This is a genomic window from Synechococcus sp. BMK-MC-1 (genome assembly GCF_014279955.1).
GTDB lineage: Bacteria > Cyanobacteriota > Cyanobacteriia > PCC-6307 > Cyanobiaceae > Synechococcus_C.
The window spans coordinates 1-18,688 of record NZ_CP047939.1 but is presented as its reverse complement, the minus strand read 5'-3'; the positions used below and the strand labels follow the sequence as shown (position 1 = coordinate 18,688).

General features: G+C 61.8%; 15 protein-coding genes. 4 read left to right on the top strand and 11 right to left on the bottom strand.

Going from position 1 to position 18,688, the window contains the following annotated elements; all coding sequences use genetic code 11:
- Nucleotides 1-4: 4 nt before the first annotated feature.
- Nucleotides 5-1,009: a tRNA dihydrouridine(20/20a) synthase DusA gene (dusA, locus tag SynBMKMC1_RS00075; protein ID WP_011931950.1), complete on the top strand. Its 1,005-nt coding sequence runs from the start codon at nt 5-7 to the stop codon at nt 1,007-1,009.
- A gap of 18 nt (nt 1,010-1,027) precedes the next feature.
- Here dusA and SynBMKMC1_RS00070 read toward each other — a convergent pair whose 3' ends face one another.
- From SynBMKMC1_RS00070 to SynBMKMC1_RS00040, 7 genes are all read right to left on the bottom strand, one after another.
- Nucleotides 1,028-1,612, bottom strand: a complete 585-nt coding sequence (locus SynBMKMC1_RS00070; RefSeq protein ID WP_186472258.1) for an RNA-binding protein — start codon at nt 1,610-1,612, stop codon at nt 1,028-1,030.
- A gap of 119 nt (nt 1,613-1,731) precedes the next feature.
- A complete protein-coding gene (gene argH / locus SynBMKMC1_RS00065; protein ID WP_186472257.1) occupies nt 1,732-3,144 on the bottom strand; it encodes an argininosuccinate lyase in 1,413 nt (470 codons plus the stop codon).
- Nucleotides 3,145-3,175: 31 nt separating this feature from the next.
- Entirely contained in the window at nt 3,176-4,588 is a 1,413-nt protein-coding gene (locus SynBMKMC1_RS00060) for a PP2C family protein-serine/threonine phosphatase (protein ID WP_186472256.1), read from the bottom strand.
- Between the two features lie 74 nt (nt 4,589-4,662).
- The gene (gene ftsY, locus SynBMKMC1_RS00055) at nt 4,663-6,123 is read right to left on the bottom strand and encodes a signal recognition particle-docking protein FtsY (RefSeq protein ID WP_186472255.1); all 1,461 of its coding nucleotides are present in this window, start codon (nt 6,121-6,123) and stop codon (nt 4,663-4,665) included.
- Nucleotides 6,124-6,128: 5 nt separating this feature from the next.
- On the bottom strand, nt 6,129-6,761 hold the full coding sequence (gene nusB, locus SynBMKMC1_RS00050) for a transcription antitermination factor NusB (protein WP_186472254.1): 633 nt from the start codon (nt 6,759-6,761) through the stop codon (nt 6,129-6,131).
- 18 nt (nt 6,762-6,779) lie between these two features.
- Nucleotides 6,780-7,517, bottom strand: coding sequence for a DUF502 domain-containing protein (locus tag SynBMKMC1_RS00045; protein WP_041428714.1), 738 nt, complete (start codon nt 7,515-7,517; stop codon nt 6,780-6,782).
- Between the two features lie 49 nt (nt 7,518-7,566).
- Nucleotides 7,567-8,226, bottom strand: a complete 660-nt coding sequence (locus SynBMKMC1_RS00040; RefSeq protein WP_186472253.1) for an HpsJ family protein — start codon at nt 8,224-8,226, stop codon at nt 7,567-7,569.
- A gap of 41 nt (nt 8,227-8,267) precedes the next feature.
- On the opposite strand from SynBMKMC1_RS00040, the gene queG reads away from it, so the two are divergent.
- The 3 genes from queG to SynBMKMC1_RS00025 all read left to right on the top strand — a co-directional run bounded on the left by queG (nt 8,268) and on the right by SynBMKMC1_RS00025 (nt 12,697).
- Nucleotides 8,268-9,230, top strand: coding sequence for a tRNA epoxyqueuosine(34) reductase QueG (gene queG / locus SynBMKMC1_RS00035; protein ID WP_186472252.1), 963 nt, complete (start codon nt 8,268-8,270; stop codon nt 9,228-9,230).
- Nucleotides 9,231-9,245: 15 nt separating this feature from the next.
- Nucleotides 9,246-10,142 (top strand): tetratricopeptide repeat protein, encoded by an 897-nt coding sequence (locus SynBMKMC1_RS00030; protein WP_011931941.1) that lies wholly within the window; start codon nt 9,246-9,248, stop codon nt 10,140-10,142.
- 89 nt (nt 10,143-10,231) lie between these two features.
- Complete coding sequence (locus tag SynBMKMC1_RS00025; protein WP_186472251.1) at nt 10,232-12,697, top strand: DNA topoisomerase (ATP-hydrolyzing) subunit A; 2,466 nt, start codon at nt 10,232-10,234, stop codon at nt 12,695-12,697.
- A gap of 2 nt (nt 12,698-12,699) precedes the next feature.
- On the opposite strand, the gene purF is transcribed toward SynBMKMC1_RS00025, so the two are convergent.
- The 4 genes from purF to dnaN form a co-directional block, all read right to left on the bottom strand.
- On the bottom strand, nt 12,700-14,205 hold the full coding sequence (gene purF, locus SynBMKMC1_RS00020) for an amidophosphoribosyltransferase (protein WP_186472250.1): 1,506 nt from the start codon (nt 14,203-14,205) through the stop codon (nt 12,700-12,702).
- Nucleotides 14,205-16,502, bottom strand: a complete 2,298-nt coding sequence (gene purL / locus SynBMKMC1_RS00015) for a phosphoribosylformylglycinamidine synthase subunit PurL (RefSeq protein ID WP_370593960.1) — start codon at nt 16,500-16,502, stop codon at nt 14,205-14,207. Before purL ends, purF begins: the two co-directional genes overlap by 1 nt.
- Before the next feature lie 90 nt (nt 16,503-16,592).
- Nucleotides 16,593-17,342, bottom strand: a complete 750-nt coding sequence (locus SynBMKMC1_RS00010; protein ID WP_186472248.1) for an RNA methyltransferase — start codon at nt 17,340-17,342, stop codon at nt 16,593-16,595.
- Nucleotides 17,343-17,345: 3 nt separating this feature from the next.
- A complete protein-coding gene (gene dnaN, locus SynBMKMC1_RS00005; protein WP_186472247.1) occupies nt 17,346-18,515 on the bottom strand; it encodes a DNA polymerase III subunit beta in 1,170 nt (389 codons plus the stop codon).
- Between the last annotated feature and the right edge of the window lie 173 nt (nt 18,516-18,688).

The following is an 18,688-nucleotide window of genomic DNA, read 5'->3' as shown; positions in this document are numbered from 1 at the left end:
AGGGATGGATTCCCTCACCGATGCCGATCGGGAACCCCCCTGGCGTTTCAGCGTCGCCCCGATGCTGGACTGCACCGACCGGCATTTCCGCCAGTTGATGCGACAGATCAGCCGCCGTTCACTGCTCTACAGCGAAATGGTGGTGGCCCAGGCGCTGCACCACAGCAACCGCAGGGAACGACTGCTCGGTTTCGATCCAGAAGAACATCCGATTGTTCTGCAGGTGGGAGGCGATGACCCCCAGCTGCTGGCCGAAGCCACCCGCATGGCCGCAGACTGGGGCTACGACGAGATCAACCTGAATGTGGGCTGCCCCAGCCCGCGGGTGCAGGCCGGCAATTTCGGTGCCTGTCTGATGGCGGAACCCGAGCGAGTGGCGCAGTGCGTAGAGGCGATGGTGTCGGCCAGCGATCGGCCCGTCACGGTGAAGCACCGTGTGGGCATCGATGATCTCGACAGCGACGACCTGCTCACGGCCTTCGTGGACCGGGTGGCCGATGCCGGAGCCTCTCGCTTCAGCGTGCATGCGCGCAAAGCGTGGCTGGAGGGTCTCGACCCCAAACAGAACCGCACGATTCCGCCCTTGCAGCACGACCGGGTGATCGCCCTGAAAGCGCGCAGACCGCAGCTCACGATCGAACTGAACGGAGGCCTCGACACGCCGGAACAATGCCTTGATGCCCTGCAGCACTGTGATGGAGCCATGGTGGGTCGTGCGGCCTACGCCCACCCCTTGCGTTGGGCTTCAGTCGACACGCTGATCTATGGCGATGCCCCGCAAACCGTGCGGGCATCGGATGTGCTGATCGGCCTGATTCCCCACGCCGAACGCCACCTGCAACGCGGAGGCCGGCTCTGGGACATTGGCCGCCATCTCGTGCAACTGGTGGAAGGCGTTCCCGGAGCCCGTCACTGGCGCCGTGACCTGGGCCAAAAGGCACAGCGCAGCGGCGCCGATCTCACGGTGCTGGAGGCCTCAGCCCGGCAGCTGATCGATGCCGGGCTCTAACGAGGCAGCACAAGGAGCTCAGCCTTCAGCGCCGCCGTAACCGCCGTAGTCATCTCCACCGCCGCCGCCGTAACCGCCATCGTTGAATCCACCACCCTCACTGGGTGCAGCTCCACCACGCCGGCGCCGGCTGCGGCCGTCATCTCCGCCACCGCCGCCATCGTTGTAGCCGCCACCGCCACCGCCGTAGCCACCACCACCAGAGGCTCCACCGCCGTAACTGCGATCTTCCCAACCTCGGGCGCCCGAACGGCGTTCTCCACCGCCGCCGTAACCGCCACCGCCTCCGTAACCACCGCCGCCGCCGCGATAGCCACCGCCACCGCCGCCGTAGCCACCACCGCCACGACGGGGTGCGCTGCCGCGGGGCTCCGCTTTGTTGATGCGCAGGGGACGGCCCATCAGCTCCGCACCCTGGAGGGCTTCGATGGCCGCGGCCTCGGCCGCGTCATCAGCCATCTCCACAAAAGCAAAACCACGTTTGCGGCCGGTGTCGCGCTCCAGGGGGAGGGCACAGTTCGTGACCTCTCCAAAGGCAGCGAACAATTCAATGACGTCTTCCTGCTCAGCGCGGAAGGGCAAATTGCCTACAAAAATGCTCACGTTCCTGATGAACCTGAATGAAAGTGACCCTGGGGATCAGACAAGCCATCGGGTCAAGATCCGGTGAAGGAACGCGGCACCTCCGGCTTGTTCAGCGTAGACCCGTCCACGCGAAATGTTCATCCATTCGCTAAGTCCAAGCGCTCACTCCAGGCCGATAACTGTTCCTCCACACGATCGAAGCCAGTTCCGCCCTCACTGGTGCGCGCCGCCACAACCTGGCGCGGAGCCAATGCGTCATAGAGATCGGATTCAATCGCCGGATGAAAGCTCTGCCAGCGCTCGAGGCTGAGGTCGCGCAACAACACCCCCTCGCTCAGACACTGTTTCACAACAGAGCCGACGATCTGATAGGCCTCCCGGAAGGGAACCTGGCGGGCCACGAGGTAATCGGCCACATCGGTGGCATTGGAGAAATCAGCAGCCACCGCAGCTTCCAAACGGTCCTCCCGGAAGCTGAGGCCCTCGTCCATCAAGATCGTCATCGCTTCCAGGCACTGAGAACCGGTGGAGACCACGTCGAACAGGGCCTCCTTGTCTTCCTGAAAATCCTTGTTGTAAGCCAGGGGAAGGCCCTTGATCATCGTGAGCAAGCCCTGGAGATGACCAAACACCCGTCCGCACTTTCCCCTCACCAACTCGGGAACATCGGGATTTTTTTTCTGAGGCATCAGGCTGCTGCCCGTCGCGCAGCGATCACTGAGCCGAACAAAGCCGCATTCCTCGGAAGCCCAGAAGATCACCTCTTCCCCAAGGCGGCTGAGATGCACCATCACCAAAGACATGGCCGCCGAGAACTCCACCGCAAAATCCCTGTCGCTCACGGCATCAAGGCTGTTGGCATAGAGGCCGTCAAAACCAAGAGCCGCGGCCGTGCTGCGCCGGTCGATGGGCACGGGCGTTCCCGCCAGCGCCGCGGCACCGAGCGGTGAAACATTCACCCGTTTGCGCACATCCTCAAGACGCTGACGATCCCGCTCCAGCATCTCCACATAAGCCAGCAGGTGATGGGCCAGACAAACCGGTTGCGCCCGCTGCAGATGGGTGTAACCGGGAATCAAGGTCCGACGATGGCTCAGGGCCTGACGCAGAAGAGCCCGTTGAAACGTCTTCACCTGGGGAATGAGTTCATCAATGCGTCGCCGCAGCCAGAGGCGCAGATCCGTGCCCACCTGGTCATTGCGACTGCGGCCGGTATGCAATTTCTTACCGACAGGTCCCAGGAGAGCGATCAGCCGGCGCTCCACGGCGAAGTGCACATCCTCATCGTCCAGGCCTGGCTGGAAACGGCCCTCAGCTGCCTCGGCCCGAATCTGCTCCAAGCCACCGCAGAGTTGATCCGCCTCAGCTTCACGGATCACACCACACTGCGCGAGCATACGGGCATGGGCCATGGATCCATCGAGATCCTCCTGCAGAAGGGTGATGTCGAAACCGATGGAGGCATTGAAACGCTCGATCGCTGGATGCAATCCCTGCTCGAAACGATCACTCCAGGTTGCGGAGCCTCCTCCTGTCACTCCGCCAGCCATCGCTCACCTCTGCTCAGATCTCCACAGCTTGTCAGGCCGGAGAACGGGGAACTGAAGGCAGCATCACCTCCTCGCGCACCTTTAACACCACCATGGAGGCATCGTCTTCCAGCTGACGATCGGCGCCAACGAAACGATCCAGGCGGTCGAACAACTGATCGAGAATGCCCTGAGACCCCGTGCCAGAGCGGCAGGCTGATTCCAGGCTGCGAATCAGCCTTGCCTCGTCAAAGCGATCCCCTGTGATCCCTGGAGCTTCAGTGACACCATCGGTGTAATAGAGCAGCACATCTCCAGGTTCCAACACAACGGAGCCAGTGCCGTAATCCGCCTCGGGCTGCAGACCGATCAACAACCCCGGCGCATCCAAACGGCTGATCGTGCGTTGCTGAGCGCGCCAGATCAAAGGCGGATTGTGGGCCGCGTTAGCAAAGCGCAAGCGCCGGGAGCGCGGATCGAAATCCGAATAAAACAGGGTCACGAAGCGATGGGACTGAGACAGATCCTCAAGAGCCAGCTGATTGAGATCGTGAAGAATGCGATCCGGCGGCAATCCGCTCAGCACCTCAGCGCGCAACATGCCGCGCAGCATGGTCATCAGGAGACCCGCAGGCACCCCCTTGCCCATCACATCACCCATCACCAAGGCCCAGCGACCCCGTTCACGGCGGCGTCCAATTAACTCCGGGCGCATGGGGATGAAGTCGTAGTAGTCGCCTCCCACTTGAAACGCCGGCCGACAGCGCGCCGCCAGTTCCACCCCTTCAATCACCGGGCAATGATCCGGCAGAAGCTGCGCCTGGATCTCCGCACCGATGCTGAGCTGACGATCCACGCGCTCATGGCGCCTGGCTTCCTGCAGCATCTGGTCATTTTCGATCGCGACTCCGGTGAGGTCAGCAACCAGTTGCACCTGCCGGCGATGCACATCGCTCCACACCAGCGATCCTTTGGGCTCGAACACATAAAGACGACCGCGCTGCCGGCCCCTCGCCACCACAGAGGTGGCAAACAGTCCAGAGGAGCCCAGCTGACCCTGAACCAGGCGATCCAGCGCCAGCACAAGGGCGTCATCGGAACCGAACCCTGCAGACCGGCCAGGTTCATGCTGGCTCAACGTTTGGAGCAGCGACTCTGAACGCACGCCGGGGAGCATCTGAATCTGATCGGCCCAGAGGCGACCATCCCCCTGAAACGGCACGAGCAGTGCGCCTTCCACACCAACCAGACGCGCTGCCACCACCGGAACCAGTTCGAGAAAACGGTTGAGGTTGGTGAAACTGCGCAACGCAAAACCGAGCGACACCAACAGCTCTTGGTTGGAACGTTGTTCACGAACCAAGCTGTCGAGCAGCTGACGCAAGGACGCCGTGGCCGTCAGGGGCTGCTGACTGGCACTACGGGCAGGAGAGGCCGGATGTCGCCGTGGTGGCTTGCTGCTCACAGCATCACCATGGCAGGACCCGCAACGTAGCAAGGTTTACTACCGGTAACTGCAGCCCGAGGGCAAGCGAGCACTCAGCGAGAGGCGAGCAAAGCTTCCACGAATTCAAAACTGTTGAACGGCCGCAAATCACGGATTCCTTCACCGGCACCGATGAAACGGATCGGGAGCCCGGCTTCGGAGGCAACAGCGAGAGCAACACCCCCTCGGGCCGTGCCATCGAGTTTGGTGATGACCACCCCGGTCAACCCGGCGGCACGCGCAAAGGCCATCGCTTGTTTGAGACCGTTCTGGCCTTGGCTGGCATCGAGCACAAGCAGGGATTCCACAGTTGCATCAGGAGCCAATCGATCCACAACCCGCCGGATCTTGTTGAGCTCTTCCATCAGGTTGTGTTTGGTCTGCAGGCGGCCAGCGGTGTCCACAAGCACCAGATCCGTGCCCTTCGACCGGGCGGCCCCGATGGCATCAAACACCACAGCTGCAGGATCCGCATTGTCCGATGGGTTAGCCACCACAGGAACATCACTGCGATCACCCCAAACCTGCACCTGCTGAACCGCAGCCGCCCGGAACGTATCAGCGGCGGCAATCATGGCGGAATAGCCGCTACGCACCGCCAGGTTGGCCAGCTTGCCGAGGGTTGTGGTCTTCCCCACGCCATTCACACCCACCATCAGCCAAACGTTCAGCTGACCGCGCTGAGGGGCCAAAAGATCCACGCCGCTGGACTTGATCGGAGCCTCTAAGAGATCCCGAAGCTGCTCCTTGAGAAAGCGGATGCCTTCGCTCGGGTCCACCACCTGCTCGTTCATGCGCTTGCGCAGAGCATCCAGCACCTGATCGGTGGCCTTCACGCCAGCGTCGGCACGAAGCAGCAACGACTCCAGATCATCGAGCACCTCCGGGGTGAGGGGGTCATCACCCAAGTTCTCCAGAAGCCCGGAGACAAAACCCTGGCGGGTTTTCTCAAGGCCTTGGCGCAAGCGACCGAGCCAGTCGATCTCCTCGAGGGTGACCTGCTCTGCCTCACGACCCTGGGCGGCCAACACCTCCGCCGACCAGGTGAAGGTGTCGTCGAACGCGCCGAGACTGGGCTCGTCCTGCTCGCGATCCACTTCAACGCTTGCAGCAGCAACCGGTTGCTCGGCGACCGGTTGCTGAGCAACCTGCGGCTCTTGTTCGAGCTGCTGCTGTCGTTCCTGGCGTTGGGCCGCGGCCTGCTCGAGCAAAGACAAACCAGCCACAGGTGTTGGCTCGGGTTCGGCTGGCGCTGGCGCTGGCGCTGGCTCTGGTTCAGGCTCGGGCTTGGTCTCTGGCTCTGCCGGGGAGTCGGATTGGGGTGCCGCAGGGGTCGCGTTCGCCTGCTCCTTCTGAGCTTTCAAACGGGCGTAGGCCTGCCGTGCCCACTCCAGAGGATCGTCATCCGCACTGGCGGCCGCGTCCTGCTGCGGTTCCTGCGCTGACGCGTCGGCATCAGCTGGAGGTGGGGTTGGAGCAGCCTCAGACTGCCGGTTGAACCAGTCGTAGACCATGGGGGTCAGGACACTGCCTGGGAAGAGGCATTCTGCAGGCGGCGCAGCACCCCATTGATCATGCGGCGACCTTGCTCATCGCTGTAGCGGTTGGCGAGCTCAACAGCTTCATTGCAAGCAACGGACGCTGGCGTCTTCATCGACTGCAGATCAACAACAGCAAGACGAAGGATGTCGCGGTCGATGCGGGGAAGACGGCTCAAACGCCAGCCTTCCATCACGCTGTCGAGCTGATCATCCAGGGATGGACGGGCATCGAGAACCAGTTGAATCCTGCGCATCGCCTCCTTTTGCACCATCTCCTGATCAGCCAAGGCCAACAATCGGGGCAATTCAAGGCTGGCGGAGAGACCGTTCAACACTTGCTCCGCGCTGGTTAAGGAGTCACGCAGATGCTCGCGAACCGGCATGACTGCAGCCGTTGATCCCTCCTGCAGCTCGCTGTCCAGTAACGATTGCTGGGCTTTCTCGAGATCAGCGGCGCAGCGATCGAGAACCTCGCGCCAATGCTGCATCAAACTCTCCAGAGCCTTCTGCAGAAGCGCCTCGAGAGACTCCACAGACAGAGAGCGATCCCGCTCTGCGCACTGGCTGAGAACGAGGAGGGCGAGCTCTCGGGAGAGGGAACGGGTCTGCATGGATCGTTAACGAACGACTCAGGAGGAGGAGGGTGCCACAGAGGCTCTGAGCTGGGCGATCAGGCTCGAAAAGCTGCGGCCGGCAGGCGCTTCCCGGGCGTCAGGATTCACGATTCCAGCGGAAATGATCGTTTTGAACGCATCCTCAACGGAAAGATCCAGATCCCTTACAGACGATTCAGGGACGAGGGTGTACCAACCGGTGGTGGGATTGGGTGCAGTGGGAATAAACACACTCAGCAAGCGCTCTTCCAGTTCTGACTGCAGCGAAGGGCCGACTTCTCCGGTGACAAACCCAACGCTGTAGAGACCCTCCCTGGGATATTCCACAAGCACAACCCTTCGGAAGCGTTGGGAGTTATCGCGCAGAAAAGTCTCAAGCAGTTGTTTGAGGGTTTTGTAAACCGATCCCGCCAAGGGAATGCGCAGGAGGGTTCCTTCACCGAACTCAAGCAACCAACGCCCGACGATGTTTCGAGCCATCAGACCGATCAACAGGATTCCGAGCAAAGGAACCGTGAGCCCGAGAGCCAGGTTGATCAGATCCTGCAGAAGCGGATTGAGCGTGATGAACGGATTGAACTGCTTGGGGATCGACGTGAGAAAGGCCAGCACGAAGCGACTGACGATCGTGGCCAGCCAGATCGTGGTTGCCAAAGGAATCACCACAAGCAGACCTGCGATCAGGTCATTCTTGAGATCCTGTTGAAGCCTGGCGCCAAGTGGCTGATCAGGTCTTGGATTGGACTGGACCAAGGAACGCCCGGGGCCTGCGGCCAACGTGTGCAACCAACCTAACCAGCGATCAGAGCACAGCGGCTACAGCCAGCAGTGCCAGAGCCACAGCAAGCACCACCGCACTGAAGGTGCCGCCGAACCGTCGCTGATTCACGGCCAGATTGCGCTGGCGCTCGGCCTGCTGGATCTGCTGATCCATCTGTGACAACTGATTGTCGATGAACTCCTGCGCCGCCTTGGTCTTGTCCTCATCGGTTGCATCAGCGGGAAGCTGACCGGCCTGGGCAAGCTGCTCACCGAGAATCTTCACGTTGTCGGGATTGGCGGACTGCTGTCTTGCCATCTCCAACTGCCCTCGCTTCTGGTTCAGGCTTTGGTCGGCTTCACCGGAGAGGGACTGATTGCCACTGATGCCAAGGGGAATCACGGCGATCATGGCCAGAGCCATCAGTGCCGAAAGAATGCAGACCACGATCCGGATCGGCGGACGCGCTGATCCGGGCTGATCCAACCGCGACGCGATGAGCATGAGCAACAGACCGATGAATCCCATCGGCGCCTGATTGACCAACCGCTCAATGAGGAGCTGCTGGTAAACCTCATCACTCCAATCCGCAGCGCTGAGCACCACACCGATCTGCAGAGCGAGAAGCAGAACCAGGGTGAGCCCAAGCCAACGCAGGAGCGGCGCGAGACGAGGTGAGGACTCCTGGTGGGAAGCAGACACGTCACGATGTCAAAAGGTGCCCAACTTTACGGTTAGTTTTCGTGAACGTCCCCGACGTCGGAGCGCAGCTGAGCTTGGCTCTCAAGGAGCGGGCCCGAGCCGAGGGATTTGAACCCGTCGGCATCGCCTCCCTCCCTGGCAGTCCTCGCCTGCGCCTGCGCACGGAGGCTCTGCAACGTTGGCTGGACGCTGGACACCAAGCCGATATGGGCTGGATGGCAGCACCGCGACGCCGGTCAGCAGACACCTTGTTGGACGGAGCCCAAAGTGTGCTGGCCGTTGGGCTGAACTATCACGTGGCCCACGACCGCCGCCACGACCGCCTGGCGGTGGCTCGCTACGGCTGGGGCCGCGATTACCACCGGGTGGTGAACCAGCGCCTGCGGAGAGTGGGTCGCTGGCTCCAGGATCAACAACCGAACTGCCGCTGGCGGGCCTGCGTGGATGCTGAACCCCTGCTTGATAAGGCTTGGGCTGAGGAAGCTGGGCTGGGCTGGATCGGAAAACACAGCAACGTGATTCACCCCACGCGAGGGTCGTGGATGGTGATCGGACATCTGCTGACCACGGAACCCCTCGTGGCTGATGAACCGGCTGCATCCCGGTGCGGGCGTTGCCGTGCCTGTCTGGACGCCTGCCCGACGCAAGCGATCACCGAACCCTTTGTGGTGGATTCCAGGCGATGCATCGCTTACCACACGATTGAAAACCGCAGTGAGCGGCTTCCAGCAGCGATCGCCAATGCCCTAGGCCCCTGGGTGGCCGGATGCGACATCTGCCAGGACGTCTGCCCCTTCAATCAGGCTGATGTGCCCTCCAGTGAAGATCCCGACCTGCAGCCGAGACCCTGGCTGCTGGATCTGACCCCGGAACGCATCCAGAGCTGGACAGATCAGGACTGGGCGGAACGGTTGAAAGGGTCGGCACTGAAACGCATCAAACCCTGGATGTGGCGTCGCAACGCAGAAGCGGCACGCCTCGATGACGGACCTACCCTGAGCTGACTTTTGGGTTCAACGATGGGACCGGCACGTACCTGGAAGCTCTGGCAGAAGTCCCTAGTGCTCTCCCTGACCCTGGGATTGGTTGGTGCCTCCACAACGCCCCCTGCCAGGGCCTTGGTCCCCTACGTGTACACGCCCAGCACCGAAGAACTGGAAGGTGCAGGCATCGGCATCGGCCGCACAGCTGCACAGCTGCTGAGACTCGGCCAGCCGGAGGAAGCCTCCCGTCTGGCAGCTCTGGCTGTTCGGCTGCAACCGAACGACGAACGCCTGTGGTCGGTGCTGGCGGAAGCCCAGCTCCGCAGTGATCAACTCAAGGCTGCAGCGGGATCCCTGGCCAAGGCCAAATCTCTGAACCCCGGGAAAGCAGGGCTCTGGTTCGCGGAAGCCTCCCTGGCTTTACGGGACAACCGCCCCGATGACGCCATTGACTTGTTGGATGAGGGCTTGCGACTTGATCCCAAGAACGCAGGGGCCTACTTCGATCTCGGCAATGCTCGGGTGATGCAGGACGACCTGCGCCAGGCCTTGCGTGCCTTTGAACAGGCCACCACCATCAAACCGAGTTTTTGGGAGGCGCTCAACAATCAGGCGCTGGTGCTCTTCGAAATGGGCAACACGCGCGAAGCGATCAAACGCTGGCGTTCCGTGCTCACGATCAAACGCAACGCTGAACCGATGCTGGCGCTGGCTGCGGCTCTCAACAAGCAGAAACCCGGAGACACTGAATCGATCGAACTGGCACGCAAGGCCCTTGCGGAGGACCCCAATTACGTCCTCCCGGGTCATCAGGAAAACCAACTCTGGGGCCTGAAACTGCGTCAAGCCACGGAAACCTTGCTCTCGGAAGGAGCTTTGAAAGGAGCCGTGGAACGGGCCGAGGCCAATGCTGATCCCACAACGGCTGAATGAATAGCCGCCCTTTCCGCGGTCTTTGGGCTGGTCAAGCGAAAGAAGATCTGTAGGCTGAGGCCCCTTCTGCCTTCTTGATTCCAAAACGGATGGCCGAGGAGCGCGTTCAACCGATCGCCCTGCATCAAGAGATGCAGCGCTCCTACCTCGAGTACGCCATGAGCGTGATCGTGGGCAGGGCGCTGCCTGATGTCCGCGATGGACTGAAACCGGTTCAACGCCGCATCCTCTACGCGATGCATGAACTGGGCCTCACACCTGATCGCCCCTATCGCAAATGTGCACGGGTCGTCGGTGATGTTCTGGGCAAATACCACCCCCACGGCGATCAGGCGGTCTACGACGCCCTTGTTCGTCTGGTGCAGACCTTTTCCAGCCGTCACCCCCTGCTGGATGGTCACGGCAATTTCGGATCGGTCGATGACGACCCGCCGGCCGCCATGCGCTACACGGAGACCCGCCTGGCGCCGATCGCCCATGAAGGCCTCCTCGACGAGATCGGCAACGACACCGTCGACTTCGCCAACAACTTCGACGGGTCTCAGCAGGAACCCACGGTTCTGCCTGCCCAGCTTCCCTTTCTTCTCCTGAATGGGTGTTCAGGCATCGCTGTGGGCATGGCCACCAGCATCCCGCCCCACAACCTGGGAGAGGTGGTGGATGGATTGATCGCCTTGGTGCGCAAACCGGATCTGAGCGACGACAAGCTGCTCAGCCTGATCCCTGGACCCGATTTCCCCACCGGCGGTGAAGTGCTGTTGGGCAGCGGGGTCCGAGACACCTACCTGCGCGGTCGCGGAAGCATTCCCATGCGCGGTGTCGCCCATGTGGAAGAGGTGCAACTCGGCAAGGGCCGTCACAAACGCAATGCGGTAATCGTGACCGAACTGCCCTACCAGCTGAGTAAGGCCGGGTGGATTGAAAAGCTCGCTGAACAGGTCAATGACGGCAAGATCGGCGGCATCGCCGACATCAGAGATGAAAGCGACCGCGAAGGAATGCGCGTCGTGGTGGAACTGCGCCGCGATGCCGATCCCGATGCGGTTCTGAAGGATCTCCAACGCCGGACATCCCTGCAGAGCAATTTCGGCGCCATCATGCTGGCCCTCGTGGATGGCCAACCCCAGCAGTTGTCCCTGCGCCGGCTTCTGCAGACGTTCCTCGATTACCGGGAACTGACCCTGATCCGGCGCACAAGCCATGCCCTGCGCAAAGCGGAAGACCGTCTGGAGGTGGTGGAGGGTTTGATCACCGCCCTGCAATCCCTGCAGCGGGTGATCGCCATGATTCAGGAGGCACAGGATGCCGCGGCCGCAAGGGCCAGCCTGATGGTGCACCTCGATCTCAGCGAACGGCAGGCCGACGCCGTGCTGGCCATGCCCCTGCGGCGGTTAACCGGTTTGGAGCGGGAAAGCCTCCGGCAGGAAGCGGAGGAGCTGCGAGCGGAACGCCAACGCCTGAAGCTGCTCCTTGACAACCGCGATCAGCTGCTGGATGCCCTCGTTCAGGAACTGCGTCAGCTCAAGAAGCGTTTTGCCACCCCTCGCCGCACACGCCTGGTGGAAGGGGGAGATCACCTCCTGGCGGAGCGGGCTGCCAGTCAGCGCCCCAATGCTGAACTGCAGCGCCGCCAGGCCCTCGAGGCCCTCCCTCCCGATTCGCGCATCCTGATCCAAGACGACGGTCAGGTGAAAGTCATCAGTCCGCAATTGATGGGCCGACTGCACCTCAATGAGCCAACGGCACTGGGGGATGAGCCTTCTCCGGCCCGAATCATCCTGCCGATCAAACCCGTGGCCAAACTGCTGGCTGTGACTGCCAGCGGACGGGTTGCACTGATTCGCTGGGAATTCGCAGGGCAGCAACCCGGAAGCCTGGAGCGATTCCTGCCCACGGCTCTGCAGGGAGATCCGGTGGTGTCGGTCTTGCAGCTGCCCGATGCAGAGGCTGACAGCAACGCGGCAGCGGTCTCATCTCTCGGACTGCTGAGCAGCGACGGCCGTTTCAAACGGCTAGTGATGCAGGAACTGCTCGACCTCTCCGGACGGGCAGCCAGTGTGGTGAAGCTCAAGGAGGGCATTGAACTCAAAACAGCCGTGATCTGCCAGGAGGGAGGAGCCCTGTCTCTGATCAGTGATCTCGGTCGCGTCCTGCATCTCCCGGTCAGCGAGGCCAACCTGCCCTTGATGGGCAAGCTGGCCCAAGGTCCCGTGACCATGCGACTGCTTCCTGGGGAATCCCTGATTGCAGCCGTCGCCACAAATCCCGATCAGCAGGATCCGCTGCTGCTGTTCAGCCGCCAAGGAAGAATCAAATCCCTGGCACGCGACGCTGTGCGTGCCTGCCAACGGGGAGATCTGGGTGTGATCGGTTGGCAACCCGAACAGGATGGACGCGACCCGGAGGATCGACTCTGTGCGGCTTGTACCGGCTCCGGACTGGTTGGCGTCGTCACCTCATCCGGCCGTCATGGTCGGCTGCTCGCGACTGAGCCCAAGGACCTGACACTCAAATCCGGCGAAACGCTCGAGCGGATTGTTCCGCTTCTGAGCTGATCTCAACCCAGGTTGGCAGCCACACCGGCAGGCTCCAGCATCAGCTTGCTGGAGCGCATCGACTCATCCATCGGCACCGGGTAATCGCCGTCAAAACAAGCGGTACAGAACTGTTTGGAGTCAGCACCAGCCGCCTCCACCATTCCTTCCTTGCTGAGATAGGCCAGGGAGTCCACCTTGAGATGGGCCTCAATTTCCTCCAGGGTGTAGCGGGCAGCGATCAGTTGATCCTGGGTATCGGTATCGATGCCGTAGAAGCAGGGATGGGTCACCGGTGGTGAGCTGATGCGCATGTGCACTTCAGTCGCTCCGGCATCGCGAAGGGCCTGAACAAGCTTGCGACTGGTCGTGCCGCGCACGATCGAATCATCGATCACCACAACGCGTTTGCCGTTGAGCACATCGGGAAGGGGATTGAGCTTCACGCGGATGCCGGCTTCGCGCATCGCTTGGGTGGGCTGAATGAAGGTACGACCGACGTAACGGTTCTTGATCAGACCATCGGCATAGGGCAGTCCTGTGGCCTGGGAGTAACCGATCGCAGCGGGGATGCCGGAATCTGGAACACCGATGACCAGATCAGCCTCCACCGCCGATTCCCTGGCAAGGATCTGACCGATGCGCTGGCGATAGCTGTACAGCGATTCACCGAAAAACCGACTGTCCGGCCTGGCGAAATAAATCATCTCGAACACGCACATGCGCGTGGTGGGCTCAATCCAGCTCTCCCTTTGCGGGGTGGGGTCCCCGGGCAGGAAGGTGACGATCTCACCAGGCTGAACGTCATCAACGAAGGCGGCCCCGATGATGTCGAGCCCACAGGTTTCACTGCTGAGCACCCACTGACCACTGGACTCCTCACCGAGAGACCCGAACACCAAGGGCCGGATGCCGTATCCGTCGCGCAGGCCGTAGAGCGCTCCCGGAGTGCCGATCACCAAACTGAAGGCGCCCTGGCAAAGCGACACCGCCGAGGTGATCGCAGCCTTCCAGTCGAGCCCACGATCCACAGCCTGCTGAACAGCAAACGCAATCAACTCGGAATCCGTGGTGGACGTGAATTCCACCTGTCCGTCATCAATGCGTTCGCGCAACTCGGCAGCGTTGACCAGATTGCCGTTGTGGGCCAGCGCAAAGGGACCGAGGCGCGTCATCAGAACCACTGGCTGGGCATTGCAGACCCTGCTGCTGCCAGTTGTGGAATAACGGTTGTGGCCAATGGCGAGATCGCCAGGCATCCGGGCGAGCACGTCTTGATCGAACACCTGACTGACCAGGCCCATGTCTTTATGAAGACGGACCTTGCCCTGGTTAAACACAGCGATGCCCGCGGACTCCTGGCCGCGGTGCTGCAAGGCATACAGACCGAAATAAGCCAGGTTGGCCACCGGTTGCTCAGAGGCCTGAACGGCAAACACGCCGCAGGCTTCCTCCATCCGATCGGGACGCTCCGCCTCGAGCTGATGCACGGTCCGCCTCGACTTCGGATTTCCTTCAGAATTCTGCATCACGCTGTTCCCAGCCGACGGGGAAGCGCCTGATCAAAACGCTCCGTCAGGGTTTGCACGGCCTGATCCAGCACGGGTTGCGATCCCAGGGAGAGCCGGAAACGTCCGTGATCAGCCACAGCCCCGAGGATGGTTACCGGAACAGCGGCATGGGCCTCATCAGCGAGCAGGGAGGTCCAGGCATCCATGCATTCCGCCCGCACCGACACAACAATCCGGGCTCCCCCCTCAGCAAAAAGACGGCGCTCAGGAGCAACGCCGTCGCCAGGCAATGCCCCATCCACACCGAGACCCGAGGCGATCGAACATTCAGCCAAGGCAACAGCAAGCCCTCCATCGCTGCTGTCGTGGGCGGAGGCCAGCAGTCCTTGCTCCCAGGCCTGGCGCACCAGGGCCTGAACGCGCTGCTCAAGATCGAGATCCACCCGCGGAGGTCTTCCTGTCAGCAGTCCGTGGATCACCCCCTGATAGCTGCTGCCGGCCAAACCAACCCGATCATCCTGGCGTTCGTCGCTGGAGACCCCAAGAAGCACAACGGCATCGCCCGCTTGACGCCAGGCCAGGCCACCCACCCGGCCAAGGTCCTCAACCAGCCCCACCATGCCCACCACAGGGGTGGGATGAATCGGTTGCAGGCTGCCGTCGTCAGCGCGGGTTTCGTTGTAGAGCGACACATTTCCCCCGGTCACGGGAGTGCCCAACACCCGACAGCCTTCGGATAAACCTCGGCAGGCCATGGCCAGCTGCCAGTAGCCCTTGGGCGTTTCCGGAGACGGAAAATTGAGGTTGTCGGTGACAGCTACCGGGACCGCCCCAACGCAACTGAGATTGCGGGCAGCCTCCGCCACCGCGGCCATCGCCCCCCGTTCGGGATCCAGAGCCACCCAACGATTGGGGCAGTCGACCGTGGCCGCCACCCCTCGATTCGCCCCCCGAAGCGACGCATCCCCTTGCTGAGGCCGAAGGCGCACCACAGCAGCATCAGCGCCACCGGCGGGCACCACCGTGTTGGCGAGGACCTGCTGGTCGTATTGGCGATACACCCAGCGTTTGCTGGCAATGGTGGGATCATCCAGCAGAGCCAGCAGATCCGCCCCCCAGTCGTGATCCCTTGACACCGAGGGAAGATCCGTTTCCAACCAGCGCCAATGCTGCTGGATGTCCTCTGGAGGCTCTGAGATCAAGGTGTGCTGATTGATCGGGGTGTCTTCCGCCAGAGCCCGGGCAGGAACCTCAGCAGCCACCGATCCGTGCTGCAGCACACGCACAACGGGTTCTTCAAGCACCTGCCCAACAACAGCTGCCTGCAACCCCCAGCGGCGGAAACGCTGCATCAACGCCTCCTGCCGTCCGGCCTGCACCACGAACAGCATCCGCTCCTGCGATTCAGACAGCAGGAACTCGTAAGCCGTCATGCCCTGTTCACGGGCTGGAACCCTGTCGAGATCCAGCTCCACCCCCACATTCCCCTTGGCCGCCATCTCCGAGCAGCTGCAGGTGAGACCCGCAGCGCCCATGTCCTGGGCCGCCACCACATCCCCACTCTGGAAGGCTTCGAGGCAAGCCTCAATCAATCCCTTCTCCAGAAAGGGATCGCCCACTTGCACCGCAGGGCGATCATCCAGGGAATCGGCGCTGAGCTCGGCACTGGCGAAGCTGGCACCGCCCATCCCGTCCCGGCCCGTGGTGCTGCCCACATACACCACGGGATTGCCCACACCGGAGGCCCCCGATTTCACGATGTCATCGGTCTCCATGAGACCCAGAGCCATCGCATTCACCAGGGGGTTGCCGCGATAGGCGGGGTCGAAGGCAACCTCCCCGCCCACGGTCGGCACCCCGACGCAATTGCCGTAATGGGAGATCCCCGCCACGACACCTTCCACAAGACCTCGAGTGGCAGGTTCATCAAGGGGACCGAAGCGCAAGGCATTCAGCAAAGCGATCGGTCGAGCACCCATGGTGAAGATGTCCCGGAGGATCCCTCCCACCCCTGTGGCGGCACCTTGGAAAGGCTCCACCGCCGACGGATGGTTATGACTTTCAATTTTGAACGCCAGGCGGTGACCCTCCCCCAGGTCCACCACGCCAGCGTTTTCTCCTGGACCCACCAGGATGCGAGGTCCATCGGTGGGAAAACCACGCAGGAGTGGCCGGGAATTGCGGTAGCAGCAATGTTCGGACCACATCACGCCGAACATTCCCAGCTCCGCCCTGTTGGGATCTCGCCCAAGGCGGCGCTGAATTTCGATGTAATCCTCCTGCGTTAGCCCTTCCTGGCGCAGTGCAGAGGCCACATCAAAGGATCCATCTGCTGAAGGGGACTGAGTCACAGCCAACCGTTCATCTCTTCCCAGTGTTGCCGACGGCCTGCAGGCCCTCCGCATTCAGATCCAGGGGTCTTCGTCGTGATCAGACCGGGATCGATCCCGGCGAGGCTCTCCAGGCTCTGACCAGTCCTCGTCATCCCAGGCTTCGCGGGACTCTTGGGGGGATGGCCGCGGCTGTTCCCCCCAAGAGGGTTCCTCCCAAGGGGGCTCCTCCAGCCAACCTTCCAACCGTTCTCCGGCACGATCACCGAACTGCTGGAGCTGCTCACGCCAGTGACGGGACCGTCGCACCAAGTCCTGACGGACGCTGGCGCGAGCCTGGGGAAGATCATCAAGATTGCGCAGGGCTGTGGAGACCCGTCCGGGTTGCTGGTCGACGATGCGCTCGGGGCTGAGACGCCAACGGCTGCTACCGGGAAGCCTTGGATCGCTGCGGGAGACGAGGTAGTAGAGGATTTCACCGGATGTGGGAACAAAGGCGAGGTCAGCGATCTGACCCAGTCGCTCGCCATCCCGATCGAGGAGATCCGCATCCAACAGCGTGGGCAGTCGATCCAGGGTCAGCTGGTCGGTCTCCGCCGGGAAACCTTTCACATACACCTGCTGATCATCCACGCCGCGACACTGATCCAGACGCCAAACGTCTCGGTGGTTGCGCAAGGCAGAAGGACGGCTGACCCAACCCAGCAGACGATGCACTGGAGGATGCATCCAGGCCATCACACCGGGTCCATGGTCCAACCCCTGATCGCAGCGCACGCGATGGCGAAGCAGATCGCTCAGAAGAAACAGATCGGGCAGGGGCAAGGCTCAGGAGCGAATCTGCACGGGCATCACGAGATAGGTGAGGCCGGCTCCATCATCCGCCGGCGAGAGAATCGCCGGGGTGGTCGGTGCATTGCAGGACAGAACGATGCGTTCAGCATCCATGGCTTTGAGGCCGTCGAGCACGTAACGCACGTTGAAGGCAATCTGCACCTCCTCCCCTTCGATTTGTGCGGGAAGAGACTCCGATCCGCTGCCCACGTCTTGGGCATCAGCTGAAATCTGAATCAGCCCCTTGCTGGGATCACTGCTGATTCTCACAACATTGTTGTGCTGATCCGCCAGTACTGCAATGCGCTCGAGAGAGGCCACGAAGGCCCGTCGATCCAAGGCCATGGTGCGGCTGAACGACTCAGGAATCAGCTGTCGGTAGTTGGGATAGGTGCCTTCAAGGGTGCGGCTGGTGACCATCTGATCAGCGGCCAGAACCACCACCTGGCCACGCTCGAAGAAGAGACTGACAGGATCGCTGTCTTTCCAGCCAGCCATCAAACGCTCCACCTCACGCAGGGAGCGGGCAGGGAGGGTGACCGCCAGCCCCGCACTGCCTTCAGCATCGGGAGCCTCCTCGTTGGCAATCGCGTCCTGTAAAGCATCATCCACGCTCAGCACGGCGAGACGGTGCCCATCAGTGGACGCGGCTTCCAGACGGGTTTGATCGAAACGCAGGTGCACACCGGTGAGCAACTGCTTGGCTTCATCAGAACTGCTCGCAAACAGCGTGCTGCGCAGTGCACGAACCAAAGCAGCCGGATCAAGCTTGACCGCGGTGCCGTTTTCCACCAAAGGCAGGTCGGGGAAGTCGTCAGCCGGCATGCCGCGCATCTGATAGCTCCCGCTCAGGCTGGTGAGCTCCACCTGCTCGCCGCTGTCATCGGTGGTCAGGGTGATCGGGGAATCGCTGGAGAGACGGGACACGATCTCGCCGAACAATCGCGCCGGGAGCGTCACCGCCCCGCTGGTGTCGACGGAAGCAGGCAAGGAGGTCTGAATCCCCAGGCTGAGGTCAAATCCCGTGAGGCTCAGTCGATCCGTGCCGGCATCGGCGGTGAGCAGCACATTCGCGAGTACTGGATGGGTGGGACGGGACGCCACAGCACGACTGACCAGCTGAAGTGCGCTGTTGAGTTCCGTCTGGGAACAGACCAGTTTCATCGCGTTGGTGACCGCAGCTGGGGAATGAGATCACCCAAGGTTTCACAGGCGAGCCGGAAGTGCAATGGCACCGAGATCAACGTGCTGTCCCCGTTCTACTGGATTGAAATGATTTCAAGAAAAGAACTACTAAACAGCCGTATTAGGGGGTGGGGAAAACGTGGAAAACCCCG

Bases quoted from the DNA above. Each gene is read 5' to 3' on its own strand.
- SynBMKMC1_RS00030 (WP_011931941.1), top strand. From the start codon at position 9,246: ATGGGACCGGCACGTACCTGGAAGCTCTGGCAGAAGTCCCTAGTGCTC.
- ftsY (WP_186472255.1), bottom strand. From the start codon at position 6,123: ATGGTCTACGACTGGTTCAACCGGCAGTCTGAGGCTGCTCCAACCCCA.
- purF (WP_186472250.1), bottom strand. From the start codon at position 14,205: ATGCAGAATTCTGAAGGAAATCCGAAGTCGAGGCGGACCGTGCATCAG.
- nusB (WP_186472254.1), bottom strand. From the start codon at position 6,761: ATGCAGACCCGTTCCCTCTCCCGAGAGCTCGCCCTCCTCGTTCTCAGC.
- argH (WP_186472257.1), bottom strand. From the start codon at position 3,144: ATGGCTGGCGGAGTGACAGGAGGAGGCTCCGCAACCTGGAGTGATCGT.
- dnaN (WP_186472247.1), bottom strand. From the start codon at position 18,515: ATGAAACTGGTCTGTTCCCAGACGGAACTCAACAGCGCACTTCAGCTG.
- dusA (WP_011931950.1), top strand. From the start codon at position 5: ATGGATTCCCTCACCGATGCCGATCGGGAACCCCCCTGGCGTTTCAGC.
- SynBMKMC1_RS00025 (WP_186472251.1), top strand. From the start codon at position 10,232: ATGGCCGAGGAGCGCGTTCAACCGATCGCCCTGCATCAAGAGATGCAG.